Annotated in this window: 18 protein-coding genes; 14 read left to right on the top strand and 4 right to left on the bottom strand. The window is 64.1% G+C overall.

The window, feature by feature from the left end:
• Positions 1-57: 57 nt before the first annotated feature.
• Positions 58-441 carry a four helix bundle protein gene (locus BMY67_RS00640; protein ID WP_092767323.1) on the top strand — a complete coding sequence of 128 codons (384 nt, stop codon included), beginning with the start codon at positions 58-60 and terminating at the stop codon, positions 439-441.
• 138 nt (positions 442-579) lie between these two features.
• On the opposite strand, the gene BMY67_RS00635 is transcribed toward BMY67_RS00640, so the two are convergent.
• From BMY67_RS00635 to BMY67_RS00625, 3 genes are all read right to left on the bottom strand, one after another.
• On the bottom strand, positions 580-1,677 hold the full coding sequence (locus BMY67_RS00635) for an HlyD family secretion protein (RefSeq protein ID WP_092767321.1): 1,098 nt from the start codon (positions 1,675-1,677) through the stop codon (positions 580-582).
• Between the two features lie 146 nt (positions 1,678-1,823).
• Complete coding sequence (locus BMY67_RS00630; RefSeq protein ID WP_092767319.1) at positions 1,824-2,240, bottom strand: universal stress protein; 417 nt, start codon at positions 2,238-2,240, stop codon at positions 1,824-1,826.
• Positions 2,241-2,400: 160 nt separating this feature from the next.
• Positions 2,401-3,735 (bottom strand): TolC family protein, encoded by a 1,335-nt coding sequence (locus BMY67_RS00625; RefSeq protein WP_092767317.1) that lies wholly within the window; start codon positions 3,733-3,735, stop codon positions 2,401-2,403.
• Positions 3,736-3,951: 216 nt separating this feature from the next.
• Between BMY67_RS00625 and BMY67_RS00620 the strand changes: the two genes are divergently transcribed.
• Positions 3,952-6,060, top strand: coding sequence for a sigma-54-dependent Fis family transcriptional regulator (locus BMY67_RS00620; protein WP_092767315.1), 2,109 nt, complete (start codon positions 3,952-3,954; stop codon positions 6,058-6,060).
• A gap of 6 nt (positions 6,061-6,066) precedes the next feature.
• On the opposite strand, the gene BMY67_RS00615 is transcribed toward BMY67_RS00620, so the two are convergent.
• Positions 6,067-7,455 carry a thioredoxin domain-containing protein gene (locus BMY67_RS00615; RefSeq protein WP_143069648.1) on the bottom strand — a complete coding sequence of 463 codons (1,389 nt, stop codon included), beginning with the start codon at positions 7,453-7,455 and terminating at the stop codon, positions 6,067-6,069.
• Positions 7,456-7,674: 219 nt separating this feature from the next.
• Between BMY67_RS00615 and BMY67_RS19230 the strand changes: the two genes are divergently transcribed.
• From BMY67_RS19230 to BMY67_RS00555, 12 genes are all read left to right on the top strand, one after another.
• Positions 7,675-9,030 (top strand): AAA family ATPase, encoded by a 1,356-nt coding sequence (locus BMY67_RS19230; RefSeq protein WP_177189629.1) that lies wholly within the window; start codon positions 7,675-7,677, stop codon positions 9,028-9,030.
• A gap of 110 nt (positions 9,031-9,140) precedes the next feature.
• Positions 9,141-10,172 carry a 5-methylcytosine restriction system specificity protein McrC gene (locus BMY67_RS00605; RefSeq protein ID WP_092767311.1) on the top strand — a complete coding sequence of 344 codons (1,032 nt, stop codon included), beginning with the start codon at positions 9,141-9,143 and terminating at the stop codon, positions 10,170-10,172.
• Positions 10,173-10,369: 197 nt separating this feature from the next.
• Positions 10,370-12,019, top strand: coding sequence for a TldD/PmbA family protein (locus BMY67_RS00600; RefSeq protein ID WP_092767309.1), 1,650 nt, complete (start codon positions 10,370-10,372; stop codon positions 12,017-12,019).
• A gap of 101 nt (positions 12,020-12,120) precedes the next feature.
• Positions 12,121-13,455, top strand: a complete 1,335-nt coding sequence (locus BMY67_RS00595; protein ID WP_092767307.1) for a TldD/PmbA family protein — start codon at positions 12,121-12,123, stop codon at positions 13,453-13,455.
• A 175-nt stretch (positions 13,456-13,630) separates the two neighbouring features.
• Positions 13,631-15,280: a TldD/PmbA family protein gene (locus tag BMY67_RS00590; RefSeq protein WP_092767305.1), complete on the top strand. Its 1,650-nt coding sequence runs from the start codon at positions 13,631-13,633 to the stop codon at positions 15,278-15,280.
• A gap of 191 nt (positions 15,281-15,471) precedes the next feature.
• The gene (locus BMY67_RS00585) at positions 15,472-16,797 is read left to right on the top strand and encodes a TldD/PmbA family protein (protein ID WP_092767303.1); all 1,326 of its coding nucleotides are present in this window, start codon (positions 15,472-15,474) and stop codon (positions 16,795-16,797) included.
• Between the two features lie 306 nt (positions 16,798-17,103).
• Positions 17,104-17,700 carry a CDP-alcohol phosphatidyltransferase family protein gene (locus tag BMY67_RS00580; RefSeq protein WP_092767301.1) on the top strand — a complete coding sequence of 199 codons (597 nt, stop codon included), beginning with the start codon at positions 17,104-17,106 and terminating at the stop codon, positions 17,698-17,700.
• 172 nt (positions 17,701-17,872) lie between these two features.
• Positions 17,873-18,805, top strand: a complete 933-nt coding sequence (locus BMY67_RS00575; protein ID WP_092767299.1) for a phosphatidate cytidylyltransferase — start codon at positions 17,873-17,875, stop codon at positions 18,803-18,805.
• 171 nt (positions 18,806-18,976) lie between these two features.
• Positions 18,977-19,732 (top strand): lysophospholipid acyltransferase family protein, encoded by a 756-nt coding sequence (locus BMY67_RS00570; RefSeq protein WP_245744817.1) that lies wholly within the window; start codon positions 18,977-18,979, stop codon positions 19,730-19,732.
• Between the two features lie 166 nt (positions 19,733-19,898).
• Positions 19,899-21,734, top strand: coding sequence for a bifunctional alpha/beta hydrolase/class I SAM-dependent methyltransferase (locus BMY67_RS00565; RefSeq protein ID WP_092767297.1), 1,836 nt, complete (start codon positions 19,899-19,901; stop codon positions 21,732-21,734).
• A 124-nt stretch (positions 21,735-21,858) separates the two neighbouring features.
• Positions 21,859-23,199: a phosphatase PAP2/dual specificity phosphatase family protein gene (locus BMY67_RS00560; protein WP_092767296.1), complete on the top strand. Its 1,341-nt coding sequence runs from the start codon at positions 21,859-21,861 to the stop codon at positions 23,197-23,199.
• Complete coding sequence (locus BMY67_RS00555; RefSeq protein ID WP_092767294.1) at positions 23,199-23,615, top strand: hypothetical protein; 417 nt, start codon at positions 23,199-23,201, stop codon at positions 23,613-23,615. Before BMY67_RS00560 ends, BMY67_RS00555 begins: the two co-directional genes overlap by 1 nt.
• Positions 23,616-23,708 lie beyond the last annotated feature (93 nt).

The raw sequence follows: 23,708 nt of genomic DNA, 5'->3' as shown, positions 1-23,708 counted from the left end.
AGTTTTATGTTCTTATTTGCCTGATGGACAAATAGGACTCAGCCAGTCACGTGTTTTATGATCGAGGAGACATTAGCGTCCAGTTCCTTTAATGAAACTTATCGGGCCCGAACCAAGGAGGCGTCGTTGCGCGTGATTCGGCTGTTTCAGCAACTGCCGCGCTCCGGGGAGGCGGCCGTGCTGGGCAAGCAACTGCTCCGGGCAGCTACTTCGGTGGCCGCCAACTTTCGGGCCGCCTGCCGGGGCCGCTCGCCGGCCGAATGGTACGCCAAGCTGTGCATCTGCGTCGAGGAAGCCGACGAAACATTGTTCTGGCTGGAGTTGCTCGGCGACGCCGGCATTATGCCCAAGCCCCGCCTGCAAAGCCTCGAAAACGAATACACCGAAATCCTGGCCGTACTGGCCACCGCCCGCAAAAAAGCAAAGCCCAGGGAGAGATGAAATAGTGAGATGGTGAAATGGTGAGTTGATGTTCTTGGGGCCTAACGGCGTGGCTTTACGGCTTTGAACCGTCAGGGCAAGCCGCGCATTTCGCGCCGCTAGGTCCCAAGAACATCAACTCACCATTTCACCATCTCACTATTTCACCTTCACTATCGCCCGCACGCTCATGCCGGCGCGCAGGGGGTGTTCGGGGTCGGTTTTGGTGAGCGTGATTTTGATGGGGATGCGCTGCACCACTTTCACGAAGTTGCCTGAGGCATTGTCGGGGGGCAGCAGGGCGAAGCGGGCGCCGGTAGCGGCCGAGAGCGACTGGACTTCGCCGGCAAACTCCTCGTTGGGATAGGCATCTACCTCGATGGTGACGGGCTGGCCCACGCGCATGTTTTCGAGCTGGGTTTCCTTGAAGTTGGCAATTACCCAGGTGTTGCCCGAGGCCACCAGGCCCATGAGCTGCTGGCCGGGGCCGATGTTCTGGCCGGGCTGCACGTTTTTGCGGCTCACCACGCCATCGACGGGGGCCGTGATGGTGGCGTAGCTAAGCTGGAGCTGGGCGTTTTCGAGGTCGGCCTGGCGCTGCTTTACTACGGCTTCAGCCACGGCAATCTGCTGCTGGGCGGCGGCTACCTGCTGCTGGGCCACCAGCACCTGCTGCTCGGCGGTGGCGCGCTGGGCGCTGGTCGAGCTCAGGCTGGCCTGCACGGCATCGTACTCGCTCTGCGGAATAATATCCTGCTGGCGCAGAAACTTGCTGCGCTTGAGGTCTTTTTCGAGGCGGGCGCGGGTGGCGGCACTCACGCCGATGGCGGCGCGGGCGCTGCTCACGTTGGCCTGGGCCGTACCCACGCCGGCGCGGGCGGCCACCACGTTGGCCCGGGCGGCGGCCAGGGCCGCTTCGGCGGCATTTACGCGCTGCTGGTAGTCGGCCGCGTCAACGGTTACCAGCACGTCGCCCTTTTTCACGCGCTGGTTGTCGGCCACCTTCACGTCGAGCACGGGGCCGCTCACGCGCGGAATAATCGGGTATACGTCGCCTTCTACCTGGGCATCGTCGGTTTCTTCGTGGGCGAGGCTGAACTGGTAGCGCTGCCAGCCGAAGTAGCCGCCCACCAGCAGCGCCAGGGCCAGAATAACCAGGATAATGGGGCGCTTAGAGCCCTTTGGTTCTTCCGCCACCGGCTCGGGAGCAGTGGAATGGGGCGTTACGGCCGGGTCGTGCTGAAGAGGAGTTGCCATTTCGTGAATGAGTGAATGAGTGACTCGGTGAATAAGTGAATGAGTGACTCGGCGAATGAGTGTAGTTGAGAAAGAAGAGAGAGAAATGAGTTACTGGGTGACCGAATGAGGCAAAACATTGCTCACTCATTCACCGAGTCGCTCACTCACCCCGTGGGGCGCAGGGCCTGTTGGGAGCTGCCCGGTTTCACGAGCAGCGTGATGCAGGGCGCGGTGCGGACAACGGTTTCGGCGGTGCTGCCCATCAGGAAGCGCGCGTGTCCCGTCTGGCCGTGCGCCCCGATAACGAGCATGTCGGCCGGATGCAGCCGGGCTTCGGCCACTATTTCGGCGGCGGCTTCGCCCTGCGCGACGGCCGTTGTTACGCGGGCACCGGCCTGGCGGGCGGCCTCGCGGTGGCGGGCCAGCTCGTGGGCCAGCTGCAAATCGGGCAACGACCCGCCCCCGGCTTCCAGCACGTGCAGCAGCCGCAGCTCGGCCCCCGCGCCGGCCGCCAGCGCCGCCGCGCAGGCCACCAGCTCCTCCGTAACAGCCGAAAAGTCAATCGGGCACAGAATGGTCATGGGCAGTGAATGAGTGGTTTGGCGGTTTGGTGACAAAAAAGAACGTCATTCTGAGCAGCGCGAAGAATCTCGCGGGCAATGCTAACTTTTGATAGGGGAATTACTTTGGCCTGCGAGATTCTTCGCGCTGCTCAGAATGACGTTCTTTTCTTTCTGGACCTCATTTATCCCAGATAGCCTCGCCCGTGGCGCGCTTGAGCTGGTACTGGCCAAGGGTGTAGTTGTAGATGGCCTGCAGGCGGGCCAGGCGGGCCTGGAGCAGCTGGGTTTCGGCGTCGAGCACGTCGAGGTTGTTGCCCACGCCGTAGCGGTAGCGGCCCTGGGCGCGGTTGAGCGCGTCGGTGGCCTGGGCAATCTGCTGGAGCGAGTTGTCGTAGCGCTCGGCGTTGGAGTTGAGGTTGTTGGCCGCCTGGCGCACATCGGCCCGGATTTGCTCCTCCGTGTCCTGGATGCGGGCCTGGGCGCCGCGGATGTTGGCGGCGGCTTCCACCCGCTGGTTCTTGTTCTTGTTGCCGTCGTAAATCGGCACCGAGAGCTGCACCACACCCACCGAATTGGGCCGGAACTTGTCGAGGTTGGGCTGGTAGCCGTTTTTGCCGCCCACCTGCGCGCCCACGCCCAGCAGCGGCATGTTGCTGCGCTCGATGAGCCTGAGGTTGAGGTTGGCCGTCTGCTCGGCGTCGCGGGCCAGCTTGATTTCGGGGCGGTTGGCCAGGGCCTGCGCCAGGGCGCCGCTCACGTCTACGGGCTGGGGCTGGTACTCGAAGCGGCCCCGCACGGGCACGTTGGCGTAGTCGGGCTTGTGCAGCAGCCGGGCCAGCTGCACCTGCTGGTTCTGGAGCTGGTTCACCAGATCGATGCGGGTGTTGCGGGCCTGGGTGATGCGCACCTGGGTCGTCGTGACGTCGAAACTGGTGCTTACGCCCGCTTCCACCCGCTTCTGCATGTCGTTCTGGTGGCGCTGCAACGAGGCAATCTGGGCGTCCTGCACCCGGATGCTCTCGCGCACGAACAGGATATTATAGTAGCTCTGGGCCGCCGAGTAAGCCAGGTCGCGGCGCGTTACGGCAATCTGGTCGGCGGCGGTAGCGCGGCGGCTTTCGGCCAGGTTGTAAGTGGCGGCGCGCTTGCCGAAATCAACGAGCCCGTACTGGGCCGTGATGTGCACATCGTAGTTGTTGTTGGGCGCCAGCTGGAAAGCCGGCGACTCGGGAGCCAGCTGTAGCTTCACCACCGGGTCGATGCGGGTGTAGGTGGCCGTGCCCGTTACCTGGGGCAGAAAGCTGCCCTGGGTCTGGGTGACGCGGCTGGTGGCGGCATTCAGCTCCTCTTCGAGCGTGGTAATGGCCGGGTTGGCATCGAGCACCGAGCGGATGGTGCCGTCGAGGCTGAGCGAGTCGGAAATTACCGGGCCCTGCTGGGCGCGGGCCGCGCCGGCCGTCAGCAGCAGGCCCAGGGCCAGCAGTGGGGCAGTATAGGTTGGTCGGAAAAGCATAGAGTACGGCGGCTTGGTCGTGCGGCGCCCTATCCGAAAGTTGTGCCAGCGCCGGAGCCGACATCCTGAAAAATCGTAAGCTCCTGTATTTCAATCATAAAATATCTAATTTTTCCCTACCGACACTCAACATACTCCTCCGGGCACCCAAACAAAATCCTGCTATTTCAGCAATTCCTCATCTTTGCTCCCGATATTTCAGGAAAAACAAGCTCAATGCCCGACCAGGACGACTCGCTGCTGCTGCGCCTCAACGAAGCCATTGCCACCACCCGCAACAAGGAGGACCTGTTTCGTAGCGTCACCGAGAAGCTCCGCCTCATCTTCCCTTTCGACGCCATCACCATTATCACCCTCGATGCCGAGCACCAGTACCGCCGCGTGTTTTTGCGCGACTACCTGGGCGACGTACTGCTGCCCACCGGCCCCACCGCCGCCCGCCCGGCCCGCTCCAGCATCGAGAACACGCCCATCGAGCGGTTCATCCGCTCGCCCCGTTTGCAGCAGTTCGAGCTGGCCGCGCTGCTGCGCGACTACCCCGATTTCCAGCCCTTCCAGGGGCTGTTTGAGGCTGATATGCGCTACCTGACGGCCGTGCCCCTGCGCACCGGCGGCCGGCTCATCGGGCTGCTGTCGATGGTGGCGCGGCGACGGCCCGAGTTTTCGGAAATGGATACCGACCTGCTCGAAAAAATCGGGAGCCTGGTGGCCGTGGCCGTGACCAACACGCTGGCCTTCGAGGATATTGCCCACCGCGAGCAGGAGAAAACCATGCAGCTGGCCCTGAGCAACGCGCTGTTGCATATCAAGGAGCGGGAGGAGCTGTTCCGGACGATTGCCGTCGAAATCAACTGGGTGGTGCCCTGCGACTATTTCGGGCTGCGGGTGCGCGAGGCTGACTCGGCGGTGCGCACGCTGGTCGAATTCCGCAAGCAGCCCGACGGCTCCTTCGCCCCGCCCGAAGAAAGGCGCTACGACGGCCTGCCCGATGCCGCCCAGGCCCAGCAGGCCCTGGCCGAAGTATTCGTCCGGCCCGGCGTATACGGGGGCGCGGCGTTTCAGGAGCTGGCCCGGCGCTACACGCTGCTGGCCTACATCGAGGCCAACTACGGTACCCGCTCGCTGCTGTGCACCCCGCTCGATGCGGCCAACGAATCGCCCACGGCCCTGATTCTGGCCAGCGGCGAGCCCCAGGCCTTCACGGAGGAGCACCTGGAGCTGATGCAGACGCTGCTGCCCCAGATTCGGCTGGCGCTGCAAAACGTGCTGGCTTTCGAGCAGATTGACGCTTTGCGCGCCCAGCTGGAGCGGGAAAGAACGTACCTTATCGACGAAATAAACACTGCCGCCGCCGCCCGCCTCGACGATTTTGTGGGCGGCAGCGCCGTGATGCAGCAGGTATACACCCGCCTGGCCCAGGTAGCGCCCACCGACACCACGGTGCTCATAACCGGCGAAACCGGTACCGGCAAGGAACTGGTGGCCCGCGCCCTGCACCAGCTCTCGCCCCGCCGCGAGCGGGCCCTCATCAAGGTAAATTGCGCCGCGCTGCCTGCTCAGCTCATCGAAAGCGAGCTGTTCGGCCACGAGAAGGGCGCCTTTACCGGGGCCGTGGAGCGGCGCATCGGCAAGTTCGAGCTGGCCGACCGGGGCACGATTTTCCTGGACGAAGTGGGCGAGCTGCCGCTCGATTTGCAGGCCAAGCTGCTGCGGGTGCTCCAGGAAAAGGAGTTTGAGCGCCTGGGTGGCCGCCGCGTGATTGCCACCGACGTGCGCGTGGTGGCCGCCACCAACCGGGTGCTGGAGCAGGAGGTGGCCGCCGGCCGCTTCCGCGCCGACCTCTACTACCGCCTCAACGTGTTTGAGGTGCGCCTGCCGGCCCTGCGCGAGCGGCCCGAAGACGTGGAGCCGCTGCTGCGCCACTTCCTGGAGCGCTTCACCAGGCAGATGGGCAAACCCGTGCGCCGCCTGCGCGAGCGGGATTTGCGGGCCCTGCGCCAGTACAGCTGGCCGGGCAACGTGCGCGAGCTGGAGCACGTGGTCGAGCAGGCCGTCATCGTCAGTCAGGGCCAGTTTCTGGAGTTTCAGGGTTTCGCCGCCGGCCCCGCCGCGCCCGCCACCCCCGCTACCCCAACCGAAGCGGGCGGCCCGCTCAAAACCCTGAAAGTGCAGGAGCGCGACCATATTCTGGCGGCCCTGCACCGCACCGGCGGCCGCGTGAGCGGCCCCCAAGGCGCCGCCGTGCTGCTCGATATCAACCCCAAAACCCTGGAAGCCCGCATGAAAAAGCTGGGCATCCGGCGCGAGCACCAGGTAGTGGAGTAAGGCCTGCTACAGCGTCCGGGACTTGATTTTGCGCAGTACCTCCTGGTAGGCAGCTACCGGCTGACCTTCCTTTTTGGCCTGGGCAACGGCCTTCTGCTGCGTGGCCTCGGCCTCGGCATTCAGGCGCAGGGCATACAGCAAGTGGGCCAGCGTGTCGTAGTAGCCGGCGCGCGGGTCGAGGTCGATGGTGCGCTGACTCCAGCGCATGGCTTGGGCCAGGTAGGCGGTGCGGCGCGTGCCGGAGATGTACACCTCCCAGGCCCCATTGTTCAGCTCCATAGCATACACGTCGCCCCCGGAGCGGGATACGGCTACCATCTTCATCGTCGAATCGGGGCGCGCCAGGTTGGTGTAGGGGGTGGGGGTGGTGAAAGGATTTTTCGGGGTGCGCTGGCGGCGGATGGTGTCGGCGGGCGTGGCCATGTAGTGCTGCTCGTAGTAACTGACGAGCAAAGGCAGGTAGCGGGCCGTGTCGCCCACGGCTTTGTAGTAGCGCAGCATATTGCGGCTGTAGGCTTGGCTTGCCCGCTGCCGGTCGGACGAAGAGTTCCAGGAGGCACTGGCGAAACCGGCCGTCTGGGTAGCCAGTTGCACGTCGCGGCGGCCAATAGCGGCCTGCATGGAGTTGGCGATAATAGCATTGTTGATAGCCACGCGCCGGGGCAGGGGCAGCGTGGTATACAGGCTGTCGACGAGGCGCTTATTGAGCCGGGCGGCGTTGTAGGCGCGGCTGTTCAGCACGGGGCCGTATTCGTGCACAAACACCACTTCCGCGAACTGGTCGAAGGCTTTTACCGGCAGCTCCCGCACGTATTCATCCAGCAATTCCGGGCTGACGGTAGCGCCGACGCTGCGGCGGGCCTGCAGGTACTGGCGCAAAAACGCGGCGCTTCGCTCGCCCTGGGTGTAGCGCTTTTCCAGGCTGCTCAGGTTATCGGGGCTGGCCAGCTTCTGCCGAAACGTTTCGATATCGGCCAGGTAACGCTGCGGGTCGCGCACGTTGCTGAAGCTGCGGTGCAGCACGGTGCCATCGGGGTGCAGGTAGAGGTAGGTCGGGAAGGTGCTCACGTGGTAGCGGCGGGCCAAGCGCTGCCCCGCCGGAGTGTTGTTGAAAGCCCGCACCACCAGAAAGTCGGGCTGCAGGGCTTTCACCACCGCCGGATCGTTCAGGGAGGTGCCATACACCCGCACGGCTTCCTGCGGGCTGAGCTTGGCGGCGCTGGGCGGGGGCGACATGGTGAGCAGCAGAAAGACCGGCTTTTGCAGCCGGGCGGCCCGCTGCAACACCTGGCCCAGCGAATCTTTCTCAAACGTAAGCTCCTGGGCGGTGGCGGCCGGGGCGGTGGCCAGCAAGCAAAGTGCCACCAGCAGATAGCGGACCAGTACAGTAGGCATCAGTAGAATTAAGCAGGAGATAAGGGGGTAGCTGAAGACTGTCGAAACTACGCAAAGTATTCTTCTGAGGCCGGCGTTGGTTGTTTCAGACCGGCTGAGGCCAGCCCCACAGGGTTCCATTCGTAGGGTTACGCACTGCTGCCCTGCTTCCATCTATTCCTGCGAAGCAGGCAACTGAAAGCTCTGGCAACATTGTTTTGCGTGTATCTTTCCTCCTGCATGCCCGATTCCGCCACCCCGTTCGCTCCCACCCAGCTCACCCGCGACCATATCCTGCGGGCCTTGCGCTTGATTGAGCGCCAGGGCCAGCCGCTGCCGCCCAGCACCGTGTACGATCTGGTATACAAGGGCCGCCGCTACCCGCCCCGACCGGTGCTGCAGCTGGCTTTTCAGCTGGCCAGCGGGCAGCCCGCAGCAACTTTGCCGCTGCGGGCCGGCGAGCCAACCAACCAGGCCCTGGAAGCGCTGGATTTTACCATTGCCACCAAGCGCCCCACCCTCGAAAACTCGCCGCTGCTCGACGGCGATGTAACGGCCCAACAGCAGCTGGAGGACCTCTACACCGGCTCGCCCCGCGAGGCCACGGCCGCTAAAAAAACGCGCGCCAAACCTACGGCGGAAGCCGTTGCCGCTTCAGAAACTGATGAAGCGCTAACCGCCGCCGAGCCCACGGCGGCCTATGAGCGGCCGGCGCCCACCCCTTATACTCTGGAAATGGCGCGGGCCGAGCTGTTTTTATCGGATGAGGAACTGACAGCTGCGCGGGCGGCCCTGGCGCGGCGGCGCAACCTGCTGCTACAGGGGCCGCCGGGCACGGGCAAAACCTTTCTGGCGCGGCGGCTGGCCTGGCTGGCGCTGGGCACTACTGACGCGGCCCGCATCGAGCTGGTGCAGTTTCACCCCAGCTACAGCTACGAGGATTTCGTGCAGGGTTTCCGGCCCGACAGCCAGGGCGGCTTCCGGCTGCGCGACGGGCTGCTGGTCGAGTTTTGCCGCCGCGCTTCCCTGGAGCCCGAGCGGCCGTATTTTTTGCTGATTGACGAGCTGAACCGGGGCAACGTGGCCCGTATTTTCGGCGAGTTGCTGCTGCTGCTGGAAGCCGACAAGCGCGGCCCCGCCCACGCCGTGCGCCTGCCCTACGCCCCGGCCGGCAGCCCGCCCTTTTTCGTGCCCGAAAACGTGTTCGTCATTGGCACCATGAACCTGGCCGACCGTAGCCTGGCCCCGCTGGATTACGCCCTGCGCCGCCGCTTCGCCTTCGTGAGCCTGCGCCCTGAATTCGGCGAGCCCCTGCGGGCCCTGCTGGCGGCCCAGGGCGTGCCGGCCGACCTCATCAGCCTCCTCACCACCCGCCTCACGGCCCTCAACCAAACCATTGCTGACGACCCCGAACTGGGCCCCGATTTCTGCGTGGGCCACAGCTACTTCTGCCAGCCTCCCACCAACCCGGCCGAAGTCCCCGAGTGGCTGCGGCTGATTCTGGAGCAGGAAATCGGGCCGCTGCTGGATGACTATTGGCTTGACCAACCGGCTAAAGCGGCTCAGCAGAAAAAGAAGCTGCTGGCCGGGTTGTAACGCGAAAATCTATTTCGCGACGAGCGAAGCGAGTATCTCGCACAAGCACGTTCAACGCTCCTACTCGCTCCGCTCGTCGCGAAACAGATTTTCGCGTTACAGCTCCGACCATGATTCCCATTCAGAACCTGTATTACCTGCTGTGCTATGCCTGGAACCGGCTGCCTGAGGAAGCGGAGTTGCGGGCGGTGCGCGGCAGCGAGTTCAAACGGCCGCTGCCGCTGCTGGCCCAGGTGCTGCTGAGCGGTACGCGCCGGCTGCTGCGCCAGGGCCTACTGCTGGCCTATACTGAGCGGGTGGAGGAATTGCCGGAGTTGCGGGGCCGGGTGCTGCTCACGCCCACGCTTAGCCAGGATTTGCCGCGCCGGGGCCGGGCCGTGTGCGCTTTTGATGAGTTGAGCCCCGACACGCCGCTGGCCGGGCTGCTGCGGGGCACCTTGCAGCAATTGAGCCGGAGCCGGGCCCTGCCGACTGAGCAGCGCCAGCAGATTCGGCTGGTGCTGCGGCGGTTTCCGGCGGCGGTGGCGGCCGTGCCGCTGAGCAGCGCCGGCCTACGGGCCGTGCGGCGGTTGCGGCCGGGCGGGCTGGGCGGGTTTCTGCTGAACGTGTGCGAGTTGCTGCACCTGAGTGCCCTGCCCGCGCCCGACGCCGGGGGCCCGGTCCGGTTCCGCGACTTTCGGCGCGATGAGGCGCTGATGGCCCGGCTGTTCGAGCAGTTCGTGCGCAACTTTTACCGGCTGGAGCAGCGGCAGTTTCGGGTGAGCTCGGAAACCATTGCCTGGCAGGCGGCGGCCGCAACGCCCGAGGCCCTGGCCCTGCTGCCGGCCATGATTACCGATACGAGCCTGGAAAGCCCAACCCGCAAAATCATCCTCGACACCAAGTACTACGCCGCCGCCCTCCGGCGCCACCACGACCAGGCCCGGCTGATTTCGCCCCACCTCTACCAGCTCTACGCCTACCTGCAAAACCAGCCCGCCCGCCCCGGCCAGCTTCTCGAAGGCATCCTGCTCTATCCCGCCGCGGCCCAGGCCGTGGATTTGCGCTACACCCTTGGCGGCCACCCCGTGCGCGTCGTCACCATCGACCTGAATCAGCCCTGGGAAGGTATTGCGGCCGATTTGCTGGCGCTGGTGGCGTAATTGGAAGTCAAGCAGCAAAAGTCAAAGTTGCCGAGTACTCACGCCGGGCCTATTCTTTGACTTTTTACTTTTTCTCCTTGACTTCAATCTAAATGCAGCCCGGCTACGGGATTTTTGTCTGTGGGTTGCAACAAATGCAACGAAGGCCGTACCTTCTTGCCGAATTCCTTCCTCCCTTCACCCAAAATCCATCTGATTTGAAACGACGTGACTTTGTGGGCCTGACGAGCCTGGCCGCTGGGGCCCTGTGGCTGCCGGCCGTGCCGGGCCTGGGCGGCTCGCTCGTAGACCCCGCCCGCCTGCTGGAGCCCGGCCTCGACGTAGCCGCTAAAAAACGCCTGGCCGACGCGGCCCTGAACACCGCCAAATCGGCCGGCGCCTCTTATGCTGATGTGCGCATCGGGCGCTACCTCAACCAGAGCGTTTTCACCCGCGAGAAGCAGGTGCAGAACATTGCCAGCGGCGAGAGTTTCGGGGCCGGTGTGCGGGTGCTGGCCAACGGCACCTGGGGCTTTGCCTCCACCAACACCGTGACGGAGGCCGGCCTGGCCAAAGCCGCCCAGCTGGCCGTGCAGATTGCCAAGGCCAACAGCAAGGTGCAGAAAGAGCCCGTGCAGCTGGCCGCCCAGCCCGGCCAGGGCGTGGTGAGCTGGAAGACGCCGATTCAGGTAAACGCCTTCGAGGTGCCGGTGAAAGACAAGGTAGACCTGCTGCTGGCCACCAACGCCGCCGCCCTGGATAATGGCGCGTCGTTCGTGAATTCAGTGCTGTTTCAGGTGAACGAGCAGAAGTATTTTGCCTCCACCGACGGCTCCTACATCGACCAGGATATCCACCGCATTTGGCCCAACTTCTCGGTGACGGCCATCGACCGGGGCAGCGGCAAATTCCGCTCGCGCGACGCCCTGAGCGCCCCCATGGGCATGGGCTACGAGTACCTGCAACCCAAGGCCGCCGACCGCATTGCCGGCCCGGCCGGCACCGGCCTCATCGGCTACCGCAACAGCTTCGACATGCTGGCCGATGCCGCTTTGGCCGCCAAACAGGCCAAGGAGAAACTCACCTGCAAATCGGTAACGGCCGGCAAGTACGACCTCGTGCTCGACCCCAACCACTTGGGCCTGACCATCCACGAATCAGTCGGCCACCCTACCGAGCTCGACCGGGTGCTGGGCTACGAGGCCAACTACGCCGGCACCTCGTTTGCCACCCTCGACTGGCGCGCCAAGGGTCAGCCCTACGGCTCGAAGCTGGTGAACATCGTGGCCGACAAGCGGCAGCCCAACTCACTGGGCGCCGTAGGCTGGGATGACGAGGGCGTGCCGACCAAGGAGTGGAACATTATCGACCAGGGCAAGCTGGTGGACTACCAGAAAATCCGCGACCAGGCCCACATCGTCAACCAGAAGCACTCGGACGGCTGTTGCTACGCCGACTCGTGGAGCACGGTGCAGTTCCAGCGCATGCCCAACATCAGCCTCAAGCCCGGCACCAGCAAGTTGAGCGTTGATGAGATGATTAGCAAGGTGGACAAGGGCATTTACATTGCCGGCCGCGGCTCGTTTTCGATTGACCAGCAGCGCTACAACTCCCAGTTCGGCGGCCAGGTGTTCTACGCCATCGACAAGGGCAAAATATCGGGCATGCTCGAAGACGTGGCCTACCAGACCAACACGCTGGAGTTCTGGAACTCCTGCGCGGCCATCTGCGACGAGTCGGACTACCGCCTGTTCGGCTCCTTCTTCGACGGCAAGGGCCAGCCCAGCCAGGTGTCGGCCGTGAGCCACGGCTCGGCCACCACGCGCTTCAACAACGTGAACGTCATCAACACCGCCCGGAAAATTTAAGCTGTTAGCTATTAGCTGTTAGCTGTCAGCTTCCGTGCAGGAAGCCCAGCGAAAAGCTAATAGCTAATAGCCATCAGCTAACAGCTTAGATAACTAAAAACATGGCCATTCTTTCCCAGACCGAAGCCCAGGCAATCCTTAAGAAAGTGCTCGGCTTCAGTAAAGCCGACGAGTGCGAAGCCACGCTTAGCGGGCAGTCGGGCGGCAACGTGCGCTCGGCGCGCAACGCCATCAGCACCAGCGGCGGCATTGACAACGTGAGCCTGGCGGTGGAAGCCCGTTTCGGCAAACGCTCGGGCGTGGCTACCTGCAACCAGTTCGACGACGCCACGCTGCGCACCTGCGTGCAGCGGGCCGAGGAAATTGCCCGCCTCGCCCCCGAAAGCCCCGAGTACATGCCCCTGCTCGGGCCCCAGAAGTATCTGCCCGCCACGGCCAGCTTCGCCAAGGCCACGGCCGACATCACGCCCGACTACCGCGCCGCCCAGGTGGGCAACAGCATGGCCGTGTGCGAGGAGCGCAAGCTCAGTTCGGCGGCCTTCCTCAACGATTCGGCGGGCTTTGTGGCCAAGCGCAACAGCAAGGGCCTGGAGGCTTACCAGCAGCAATCGGGCCTGGAGTTCAGCATCACGGTGCGCACGCCCGACGGCACCGGCTCGGGCTACGCCACGGCTGACTACAACGACGCCAGCAAGTTCGACGCTAAAACCCTGACCCGCATTGCGGCCGATAAGGCCGCCGGCTCGCGCAATGCCAAGGCCCTGGAGCCGGGCAAGTACACCGTCATTCTGGAGCCCGCCGCGCTGGTAGCCAACACCGATGCCTCGCTGATGCAGGCGCTGATGAGCGCCCTCGACGCCCGCAACGCCGACGAAGGCCGCTCGTTCCTGAGCAAAAAAGGCGGCGGCAACCGCAAGGGCGAGAAGCTCTTCGATGAGCGCGTGACCATCTACTCCGACCCCGCCAACGCCGAGGTGCCCGACCTGGTTTTCTCGGGCGACGGCCGGCCCCAGCAGAAGATGACCTGGATTGAAAAGGGCGTAGTGAAAAACCTCTACTCCTCGCGCTTCTGGGCCCAAAAAGCCGGCATTCCCGACATTCCGCGCCCCGGCGGCTGGATTATGGAAGGCGGCACCCAAAGCGTGCAGGACCTGATTAAGAGCACCCAAAAGGGCATCCTGGTCACGCGCCTGTGGTATATCCGCCCCGTCGACCCCCAGACGCTGCTTTATACCGGCCTGACCCGCGACGGCACGTTCTACATCGAAAACGGCCAAATCAAGTTCCCGGTGAAGAACTTCCGCTTCAACGAGAGCCCGATTATCATGCTCAACAACCTCGAAGCCATCGGCAAGCCCGTGCGCGTGGGCGGCAACCTCGTGCCCCCGCTCAAAATCCGCGACTTCACCTTCACCAGCCTGTCGGACGCCGTCTAAAATCACAGATGGTGCGGATGATGGGATAACGCAGATTCGTTCGGGTGACAGTGCAAGGAACGTTCAGCAGAACGAATCTGCGTTATCCCATCATCTGCACCATCTGTGATTCGGCTGCCTCATCTGTACTTGAACGAATCTGTGTAATCTTTTCCATCTGCAACATCTGTGATTTATGAAGAGACGTGACTTTGTGGGCCTGACGGGCCTGGCTGCCGGCGCCCTGTGGCTGCCCGTTATTCCCGGCTTTGCCGGCGACCTTGTGGACCCCATGCGCCTGCTGGAGCCGGGCCTGGATGTGGCCGCCAAAAAGCGCCTGGCCGATGTGGCCCTGAACGCCGCCCGCGCGGCCGGCGCCTCCTACGCCGACGTGCGCATCGGGCGCTACCTCAACCAGGGCGTGTTCACCCGCGAAAAGCAGGTGCAGAACATCGTCAGCTCCGAAAGCTTTGGGGTGGGCGTGCGCGTGATTGCCAACGGCACCTGGGGCTTCGCGGCCACCAATACCGTAACCGACGCGGGCATTGCCAAGGCCGCCCAGCTGGCCGTGCAGATTGCCAAGGCCAACAGCAAGGTGCAGAAAGAACAGGTGCAGCTGGCCCCGCAAAAGGGCTTCGGGGAGGTTTCGTGGAAGGCGCCCATCAAAATCAACGCCTTCGAGGTGCCGATTAAAGACAAGGTGGATTTGCTGCTGGCCACCAACGCCGCGGCCCTGAGCAACGGCGCCTCGTTCGTGAATTCGGTGCTGTTTGCCGTGAACGAGCAGAAGTACTTCGCCAGCACCGACGGCTCCTACATCGACCAGGATATTCACCGCATCTTCCCCACGTTCGGCGTGACGGTGGTGGACCGCGGCAGTGGCAAATTCCGCTCGCGCTCGGCCCTGAGTGCGCCGATGGGCATGGGCTACGAGTACCTCAGCGCCAAAGCCGAAGACAAGGTGGCCGGCCCCCAGGGCTCCGACGTGATTGGCTACAAGAACAGCTACGACATGCTCGAAGACGCTGCCCGCGCCGCCAAGCAGGCCAAGCAGAAGCTCACCTGCAAATCGGTGGTGCCCGGCAAATACGACCTCGTGCTCGACCCGCACCACCTGGGCCTGACCATCCACGAGAGCGTGGGCCACCCCACGGAGCTCGACCGGGTGCTGGGTTACGAGGCCAACTACGCCGGCACCTCCTTCGCTACGCTGGAGTGGAAGGCCAAGGGCCAGCCCTACGGCTCGAAGCAGGTAAACATCATGGCCGACAAGCTTCAGCCCTACTCGCTGGGCGCCGTGGGCTGGGATGATGAGGGCGTGAAAACCAAGGAGTGGAAAATTATTGACGAGGGCAAGCTGGTGGACTACCAGAAAATCCGCGACCAGGCCCTGATTGTGGGTCAGAAGGAATCGGATGGCTGCTGCTACTCCCAGTCGTGGCAGGATGTGCAGTTCCAGCGCATGCCCAACATCAGCCTCAAGCCCGGCACCTCCAAAATGAGCGTCGATGAGCTGGTGAAGGGGGTGGATAAGGGCATCTACATTGCCGGCAACGGCTCGTTCTCCATCGACCAGCAGCGCTACAACTCCCAGTTCGGGGGCCAGGTGTTCTATGCCATCGAGAAAGGCAAAATCACCGAAATGCTCGAAGACGTGGCCTACCAGACCAACACGCTGGAGTTCTGGAACTCCTGCGCCGGCTCCTGCGACCAGTCGGACTACCGGCTGGCGGGCTTCTTCAACGACGGCAAAGGCCAGCCCAGCCAGAGCTCGGCCGTCAGCCACGGCTCGGCCACTACGCGCTTCAACAACGTGAACGTCATCAATACTGCCCGGAAAATTTAAGCTGTTCTGGCGTTGCGCCTCACCCCCTAACCCCCTCTCCGAAAAAGGAGAGGGAGACTAGATTCTAGCTTGCTCTGACCAGTTTAGTTCTAGAAATCTAAAAGCTAGTCCCCCCTCTCCTTTTTCGGAGAGGGGGCTAGGGGGTGAGGCGTACGCCAAAACGGAGCGTCCACACATCAACATAGCAATACATGGCTATTCTTTCCAAAGACGAAGCCCAGGGCATCCTGAAGAAGGTGCTGAGCTTCAGCAAAGCTGATGAGTGCCAGGCCAGCCTGAGCGGGCGCACCACCGGCAACGTGCGCTACGCCCGCAACTCGGTGAGCACGGCCGGGGCCACCGACAACGTGAGCCTGGCCGTGGAGTCGCGCTTCGGCAAACGCTCGGGCGTGGCCACCTGCAACGAGTTCGACGATGCCACGCTGCGCCGCTGCGTGCAGCGGGCCGAAGAAATTGCGCGCCTCGCCCCCGAAGATGCCGAGTACATGCCCCTGCTCGGGCCCCAGCAGTACCTCACGCCCACGGCCTACGCCGCCAGCACCGCCGCCATCACCCCCGATTTCCGGGCCCAGGCGGCCGGCGACAGTATCGCACTGTGCGCCGCCAAGGGCCTGACGGCCGCCGGCTACCTCGAAGACGGCGCCTACTTCCGGGCCCTGCGCAACAACAAGGGCCTGGAGGCCTACCAGCAGAGCACGAACGTCGATTTCAGCATCACGGTGCGCACGCCCGACGGCACCGGCTCGGGCTACGCCACGGCCGACTACACCGACGCGGCCAAATTCAACGCCAAAAACCTGACCCAGCTGGCGGCCGACAAAGCCGCCGGCTCGCGCAACGCCAAGGCCCTGGAGCCCGGCAAGTATACCGTCATTCTGGAGCCCGCCGCGCTGGCTTCGGATGAGGGGCTGCTCAACAACCTCATGTACAGCCTCGGGGCCCGCGAGGCCGACGAGGGCCGCTCGTTCCTCAGCAAAAAAGGCGGCGGAAATAAAGTGGGCGAGAAGCTCTTCGATGAGCGCATCACCATCTACTCCGACCCGTTGAATGCCGAGGTGCCCAGCGGCGTGTTCGATGGCGAAGGCCTGCCAGTGAAGCGCATGACCTGGGTGGACAAGGGGAAGGTGTCCAACCTCTACTACTCGCGCTACTGGGGCCAGAAAAGCGGCAAGCCCGCCACGGCCTTCCCCGGCAACTGGATTATGGAAGGCGGCACCCAAAGCGTGCAGGACCTGATCAAAGGCACCGCCAAGGGCATCCTGGTCACCCGCCTCTGGTACATCCGCGACGTGGACCCCCAGACGCTGCTCTACACCGGCCTCACGCGCGACGGCACGTTCTACATCGAAAACGGCCAGATCAAGTTCCCCATCAAGAACTTCCGCTTCAACGAGTCGCCGGTTATCATGCTCAACAACGTGGAGGCCATCGGCCGCCCGGTGCGCATCGGCGGCAACCTGGTGCCCCCGCTCAAAATCCGCGACTTCACGTTTACGAGCTTATCGGACGCGGTATAAACTCCGGGGGCGACTTGATTTCATAGTTCGAAAGCCCATCTGGCAAGCTGCCGGATGGGCTTTCTGGTTATCGGCCGGCAATGAGGGCTTTATAATCTCGCCGAAAGTATTGCTGTAAAGTCTGATAGAGTCCTTTGTTTTCTGGTGACAGACAATGGATAGCATGTTTTTATCGGATTGAATCCATATTCCAGAAGTCTGCGCTACAACCTTTCTGCTTTGCGTGCGGACTGGCGTTGCGGCACTTTTGCACAGCCTTCTCACCTGGCCGCCGTGCAAGCGGCGCTGGGTTTTCTATCTTCCGCCATGCCTTCTATCTACCAACTCAAGCCCCTTTTTCAGCAGTTGCTGCGGCCAGTGCTGGCTGGCCTGCACCGCGTCGGCATATCGGCCAACGCCGTAACGGTGGCGGCCGCGGCAGCTTCGGTGGCCTACGGCGGCTGGCTGTGGCTGGCCCCCGGCAGCCGCTGGGCCTGGGGGCTGCTGCCCGCGTTTCTGCTGCTGCGCATGGCCCTCAACGCCATTGATGGGCTCCTGGCCCGCGAGTTCAACCAGCAAAGCCGCCTGGGCGCCATCCTCAACGAAACCGGCGACGTGGTGTCCGATGCGGCCCTGTACGCGCCCTTCGCCCTGCTGCCGGGCGCGTCGGCGGCCCTGGTGGGCCTGGTGGTGGTGCTGGCCGTGCTCACCGAATTCGTGGGTGTGCTGGGCCAGGTGGTGGGCACGGAACGCCGCTACGAGGGCCCCGCCGGCAAGAGTGACCGGGCTGTGGTATTCGGCGCCCTGGCGCTGGCCGTGGGCCTGGGGCTGCCGGTGGGGCCCTACCTCAACTACCTCTTCGGGTTTCTGGCGCTGCTGCTGCTGCTCACCTGTTTCAACCGCGCCCGCAAGGCGTTGGGGTAAGGTGTCAGTTGTCAATTGTCAGTGGAGGAACGTCATTCAGAGCGAAGCGAAGAATCTCGCGTGCTGACATCGAAACGACACACTGTCGGCTCCTAGCGAGATTCTTCGTTTCGCTCTGAATGACGTTCCTCTCGCTTCTCACTTCTCACTCCCTTACCTCATCACCACAAATATGCACGGCGTTCTGGCGTATGCTTTCGGGGGAATTCTGGCGCTGCTGGTGGTGGCCTCGGCCGTTACGGCGCTGCTGATTCGGCGGTATCCGGCGCGTAGCTATACGTCGGTGCGGCTGCGCATTCAGACCTGGTGGTGGCTGGCGGGGCTGCTGTTTCTGGCCCTGAGCTTCGACCCGCTGGTGGCGCTGGGCCTGACGGCTTTCGTGAGCTATCTGGGCTTCAAGGAATTCGTGTCGCTGGTACCCACCCGGCCCGCCGACAACCCCACGCTGCTGCTGGCTTACCTGGCCATTCCGGTGCAGTATCTGTGGGTGCACATGGCCTGGTACGGCATGTTCATCATCTTTATTCCGGTGTACGTGTTTCTGCTGCTGCCTTTGCGCATGGTGGTGGCCGGCGAAACCCGGGGATTTCTGCGGGCCGCCGGCACCCTGCACTGGGGCCTGATGACCACCGTGTTCAGCATCAGCCACCTGGCCTATTTGCTGGCCCTGCCCGAACACGCCGGAACCCACGGCCCGGTGCGCGGCGAGATGCTGGTGTTCTACCTGCTCGTGCTCACCCAGCTCAACGACGTGGCGCAATTCCTGTGGGGCAAGCTGCTTGGTCGCCGCGCCATCGCGCCCCGCATAAGCCCCCATAAAACCCTCGAAGGCCTGCTGGGCGGCGTGCTCACGACCACGCTGCTGGCCTGGCTGCTGGCGCCCTGGCTCACGCCGTTCAGCCCCCTCGATGCGGTGCTGGCGGGCCTGCTCATCAGCCTCTGCGGCTTCACCGGCGACGTGGTTATCTCCGCCATCAAGCGCGACATCGGCGTGAAAGACTCCGGTCGCCTGCTGCCCGGCCACGGCGGCGCCCTCGACCGGCTGGATTCCCTTACCTACACCGCGCCGCTGTTCTTCCACTTCATTTATTACTTCTATTATTAAAGAAGCTAGAAAACCGTCTGTCATTCTGAGCAGCGCGAAGAATCTCGCGTGCCAAAGTATATTCTGATATTAAGGTAACCATTTAGTAATGTTACCATTGCACGCGAGATTCTTCGCGCTGCTCAGAATGACAGATGGTATCCCAATCCTAACTCCTCGTTCCTCAACCAAATGCCCACCAATCCCTTCCTCAAAGCTGGTCAGGCGGTGTTGCGGTGGCTGTTTATGCTGTTCGTGGCCTACCCATTGGTGCTGCTGGGGCTGGGGTTGCGGGTGCGGCACCGGGAGCGGCTGCCCGCCCAGGGGCCGGCCATTGTGGTAGCCAACCACAACAGCCACCTCGATTTCATGGTCTTGCTCGCATTGTTTCCCTTCCTGAGCGTGCCGCGGGTGCGGCCGGCCGCCGCCGCCGACTACTTCTGCAAGGTGAAGTGGTTTGAGTGGCTGGCCCGCAACTTCGTGGGCATCCTGCCGATTGTGCGCGGCGGGGCCCAGCAGGGCGAAGCCGACCCGCTCGAAGAATGCTACCGGGCCCTGGAAGCCGGTCAAATCCTGCTCATCTTCCCCGAAGGCACCCGCGGCCAGCCCGAGCAGCTGGCCGAGCTCAAGCCCGGCATCTGGCACCTGGCCCAGCGCTTCCCCGAGGTGCCCATCGTGCCGGTATTCATGCACGGGCTGGGCCGGGCGCTACCCCGCGGCCAGACGGTGCCCGTGCCCTTCCAGGTGAAAGTAGCCGTGGGCCACCCCATCCCGCTGCTGCCCGACAAGTACACTTTTATGGCGTCGCTGCGCGGGCACTTTGAGCACCTGCGCGGCAAGGTAGCGCCACCGCCAGAGCAGGACGATTGCCTGGTTGAAGAAGGTTTGAACGAGCCGGCAAAGAACGAACCAGCGGAGAACGAGCTGGCAAAGAACGAGTCATGCTGAGCGTAGCGGAGCGGAGTCGAAGTATCTCTGCTGCTTCGTTGCAGGCGACAGTATTACCACTGCGGTAGAGATGCTTCGACTCCGCTCCGCTCCGCTCAGCATGACACGTTCTTTCCTTCCTCACCTCCTCACCCTATCACCCCATCACCTCATCACCCTAACAGCCATGCAACCCACTTACGCCACCGCCCGCCCCTGCGAGGAGCGCCGTTTTTCTTCGTTTGATAACGCCGAGCTGTTTTACCGGCACTGGCCGGCCACCGAAGTTGCCGAAGCATCCAAAGAGCCCCGCCGGGCCGTGGTGCTGTTTCACCGGGGCCACGAGCACGGGGGGCGCATGGCCCATTTGGCCGACGAGTTCAACCTGCCGGGCTTCGATTTCTTTGCCTGGGATGCCCGCGGATTGGGCCGGTCAGATGGTGAGCGGGGGGCGGCCGAAAACTACGGCGTGCTGGTGAAGGACGTGGATGAGTTTATGCGCCACATCGGCCAGACCCACGGCATTGCAATAGAGAACATCGTAGCCGTGGGCCAGAGCTTCGGGGCCGTGACGCTGGTCACCTGGGTGCACGACTACGCGCCCCGGCTGCGCGGCATGGTGCTGGCGGCCCCGGCGTTCAAAATCAACCTGCTAGTGCCGGGGGCCCTGGCGGGGCTTCGGCTGCTGTACGTGGTGCGCGGCAACTACTTCGTGAAGTCGTACGTGAAGCCCACCCAGCTCACCCAGGACCCCGCCCGCCTGGCCACCTACGCGGCCGATTCGTTGATTACCCGCCCCATCGCGGCCAACATTCTGCTCGATGTGGCCGACGCTGGGCAGCGCGTGGTGGCCGATGCCGCCGCCATTCACGTACCCGCCCAAATCCTGATTTCGGGCGACGACCAGGTGGTGTACGAGGAGCCCCAAGACCGCTTTTTTGGCAATCTGAGCAGCCCCATCAAGGAAATTCACCGCTTTTCCGGCTTCCGCCACGACACGCTAGGCGAGCTGGACCGCGCCAAGCCCATCGCGCTGGCCCGTAAGTTTATCGAGCGGGTTTTCGCCGAAGCCCCCGCCCGGCCCCTGGCCCTGCTCGATGCTCACCGCCAGGGCTTCACCAAAATCGAGTTCGACCAGCTGACCCAGCCCGCCAGCTCGGCCCTGGCCCGGCTGTACTGGGCCCTGGGTCGGTTCTGGATTAAGGTGGGCGGCCGGTTCTCCAAGGGAATTAAAAACGGCCTGGCCACCGGCTTCGATTCGGGCAGCACCCTCGATTACGTGTACCAGAACCGCCGCCAGGGCCTCACGCCCATTGGCCGCATCGTGGACGGCGTGTTTCTCGACAGTATCGGCTGGCGCGGCATCCGCATCCGCCGGGCGCACCTGGAACAGTTGATTGGTCGGGCAATCGGGCTGCTGCAAGCTGCCGGCCAGCCCGTGCGCCTGCTCGATATTGCCGCCGGCCACGGCCGCTACGCCCTGGCCGCCGCCGCCCGGCACCCCGGCCAGGTCGAGCACATCCTGCTGCGCGACTACAGCCCCGCCAACGTGGCCGACGGCCGCCGCCTGATTGCCGAGCAGGGCCTGGCCAGCATCGCCCAGTTTCAGCAGGGCGACGCCTTCGACGCGGCTGATTTGGCGGCTTTAGAGCCCCGGCCCACGCTGGCCATCGTATCGGGCCTCTACGAGCTATTTGCTGATAACGCGCTGGTGTCCAACTCACTTGCCGGACTAGCCGAAGCTGTGGAGCCGGGCGGTTACCTGCTCTACACCAACCAGCCCTGGCACCCCCAGCTGGAAATGATTGCCCGCTCGCTCACCAGCCACCGCGACAACGGGGCCTGGGTGATGCGCCGCCGCGTGCAGGCCGAAATGGACGAGCTGGTAGCCCAGGCCGGCTTCGAGAAGCTCGACCAGCTCACCGACCAGTGGGGCATCTTCACGGTGTCCATCGCCCGGCGCACGGGCAGCGCGGCGGCGGTGCTCATTGAGGCGGCGGAAGCCGCGGTTTCGATAGAGTAGTAGGCCCCAATATCTTTTCCGCAGAGGAGCGCAGCGGGCTTCGCAGAGGTATGCGGAGGAAATTCACTGCGCTCCTCTGCGAAACCCGCTGCGCTCCTCTGCGGGAACCAACGCAAAACTGTCTATGCACTTCTTCCAAAACCGTCCTTGGCTGCGGGCGCTGGGGTGGCTGCTGCTGCTGGGGCCGTTCTTCTTCGTCTCTTACGGCTTGGCCAATTGGTGGACGGGCCAGTTGGGCCACGTTGGTTCGCTGGTGTTCAGTTGGGAACACCACATTCCGTTCTGGGCCTGGACCATAGCTCCCTACATGTCGCTCGATGCCTTCTATGCCGGCTCGCTTTTCCTGTGCGCCACCCGCGCCGAGCTGGACACCCACGCCAAGCGGCTGCTGAGCGCCAGTGCCTTGTCGGTGCTGGGGTTTCTGCTGTTTCCGCTACAGTTCAGCCTTGTGCGGCCGGCCGTGGCGGGGTTCAACGGCTGGCTGTTCGAGGTGCTGGCCGGATTCGACAAGCCCTACAACCAGGCGCCCTCGCTGCACGTGAGCCTGGCGCTGCTGGTGGGGCTGGTGTACTGGCGCCATACGCGCGGGCTGTTACGGGGGCTGCTGGCGGTGTGGTTCGGGTTGATTGCACTGTCGGTTTTTACCACCTACCAGCACCATTTCATTGATGGCGTAGCCGGCGCGGCGGTGGGCGTGGTGTGCCTCTATCTGTTCCCGGATGCCCCCCGGGCCTGGCGGCCGGTGCACGCCCCCGCCGACCGGCCCTGGCGCCGCAAGCTAGCGGCGGGTTATGGGCTGGGCGCGGCCTTGTTACTGGCGGCGGCTACTGCCCTGGGCGGCTGGGGCTGGCTGCTGTTGTGGCCGGCCGGAGCGCTGCTGCTCGTGAGCCTGGCCTACGCCGGGTTGGGCACCTCAGTGTTTCAGAAGCACGACGGCCGCCTGAGCTTCGCCGCCGGGTTGCTGCTGGCCCCCTACCGGCTGGGAGCCTGGGTTTCCTCGCGCCTGTTCACCCGCCGGCAGGCTCCTGCCGCCGAGGTGCTGCCCGGCCTCTGGCTGGGCCGCGCCCCCGGCCGCACCGACTGGCCCGAACCCAACTACGGCGCGGTGCTCGACCTCACGGCCGAGTTCAACCTGAGCCCCGCGGCCCGCGCCCGTTCCCACCACAGCGTACCGCTGCTGGATTTGGTGCTGCCTTCTTTAGAAGAATTGCAGCAAGCCGTAGCGGCCCTGCATAGGCTGTGGCCGCACCGGCCGGTGCTGGTGCATTGCGCCCTGGGCTACTCGCGGAGCGCCCTGGTAGTGGCAGCCTGGCTGCTGGCCACCGGCCGCGCCGCCACCCCGGCCGAGGCCGTGGCGCAACTACAGGCCGCCCGGCCCCAGGTCCACCTTACCAAGCGGCATCTGGCGGTGCTGACCGACTATCAGGCTACCTTGGCAGCCGAACCTCAACCTGCCCTAAGCTGATGTCCGCCCCCGAAGACGCTATGCTTTACCGCGTAACCCAGGGCTTTTTGCGGGCCGGCCGAGTGCTCGACCGGGCCTCATCGGTATTGCTGCTGGCCACGCTGGGGCGGGCACTGCTGCCGCTGGCACCGGGCGCGGCCTTTGGGCTGGTAGTGGCCCTGCTGCTGGCCGCGCTGGCCAAGTACTATGCCTGGCGCGTGGCCCTCGATGCCGAGTTCTTCGCCCTGCTACACAAGCAACCCGAAGCCGCTCCCGGTTTCGATGCGGCGCTGGCCGGGTTTCTGGGCCGGGCCGTCTCGCCGGCCCGCACGCCCGCCAGCCGTTGGCGCGGGGCCCGGCAGCTGGTACGGCGGCAGGCGCTGGTGGTGGCGGCGCAGCTGCTGGCCGTGGGGGCGCTGCTGATCTGGGGCCGCTAAACCAGCAGAAAAGCCCGCCGCTGATGCAACTCCGGGGCCGGCCGCGTTTCCTTGACCTGTGCTCCGTATTATTGCTTTGCTAAACCACGTCCG

It is taken from the genome of Hymenobacter actinosclerus, from assembly GCF_900111515.1.
Taxonomy (GTDB): domain Bacteria; phylum Bacteroidota; class Bacteroidia; order Cytophagales; family Hymenobacteraceae; genus Hymenobacter; species Hymenobacter actinosclerus.
Note: the sequence above shows the minus strand (reverse complement) of the source record. Positions and strands in the feature narration are given on the sequence as shown.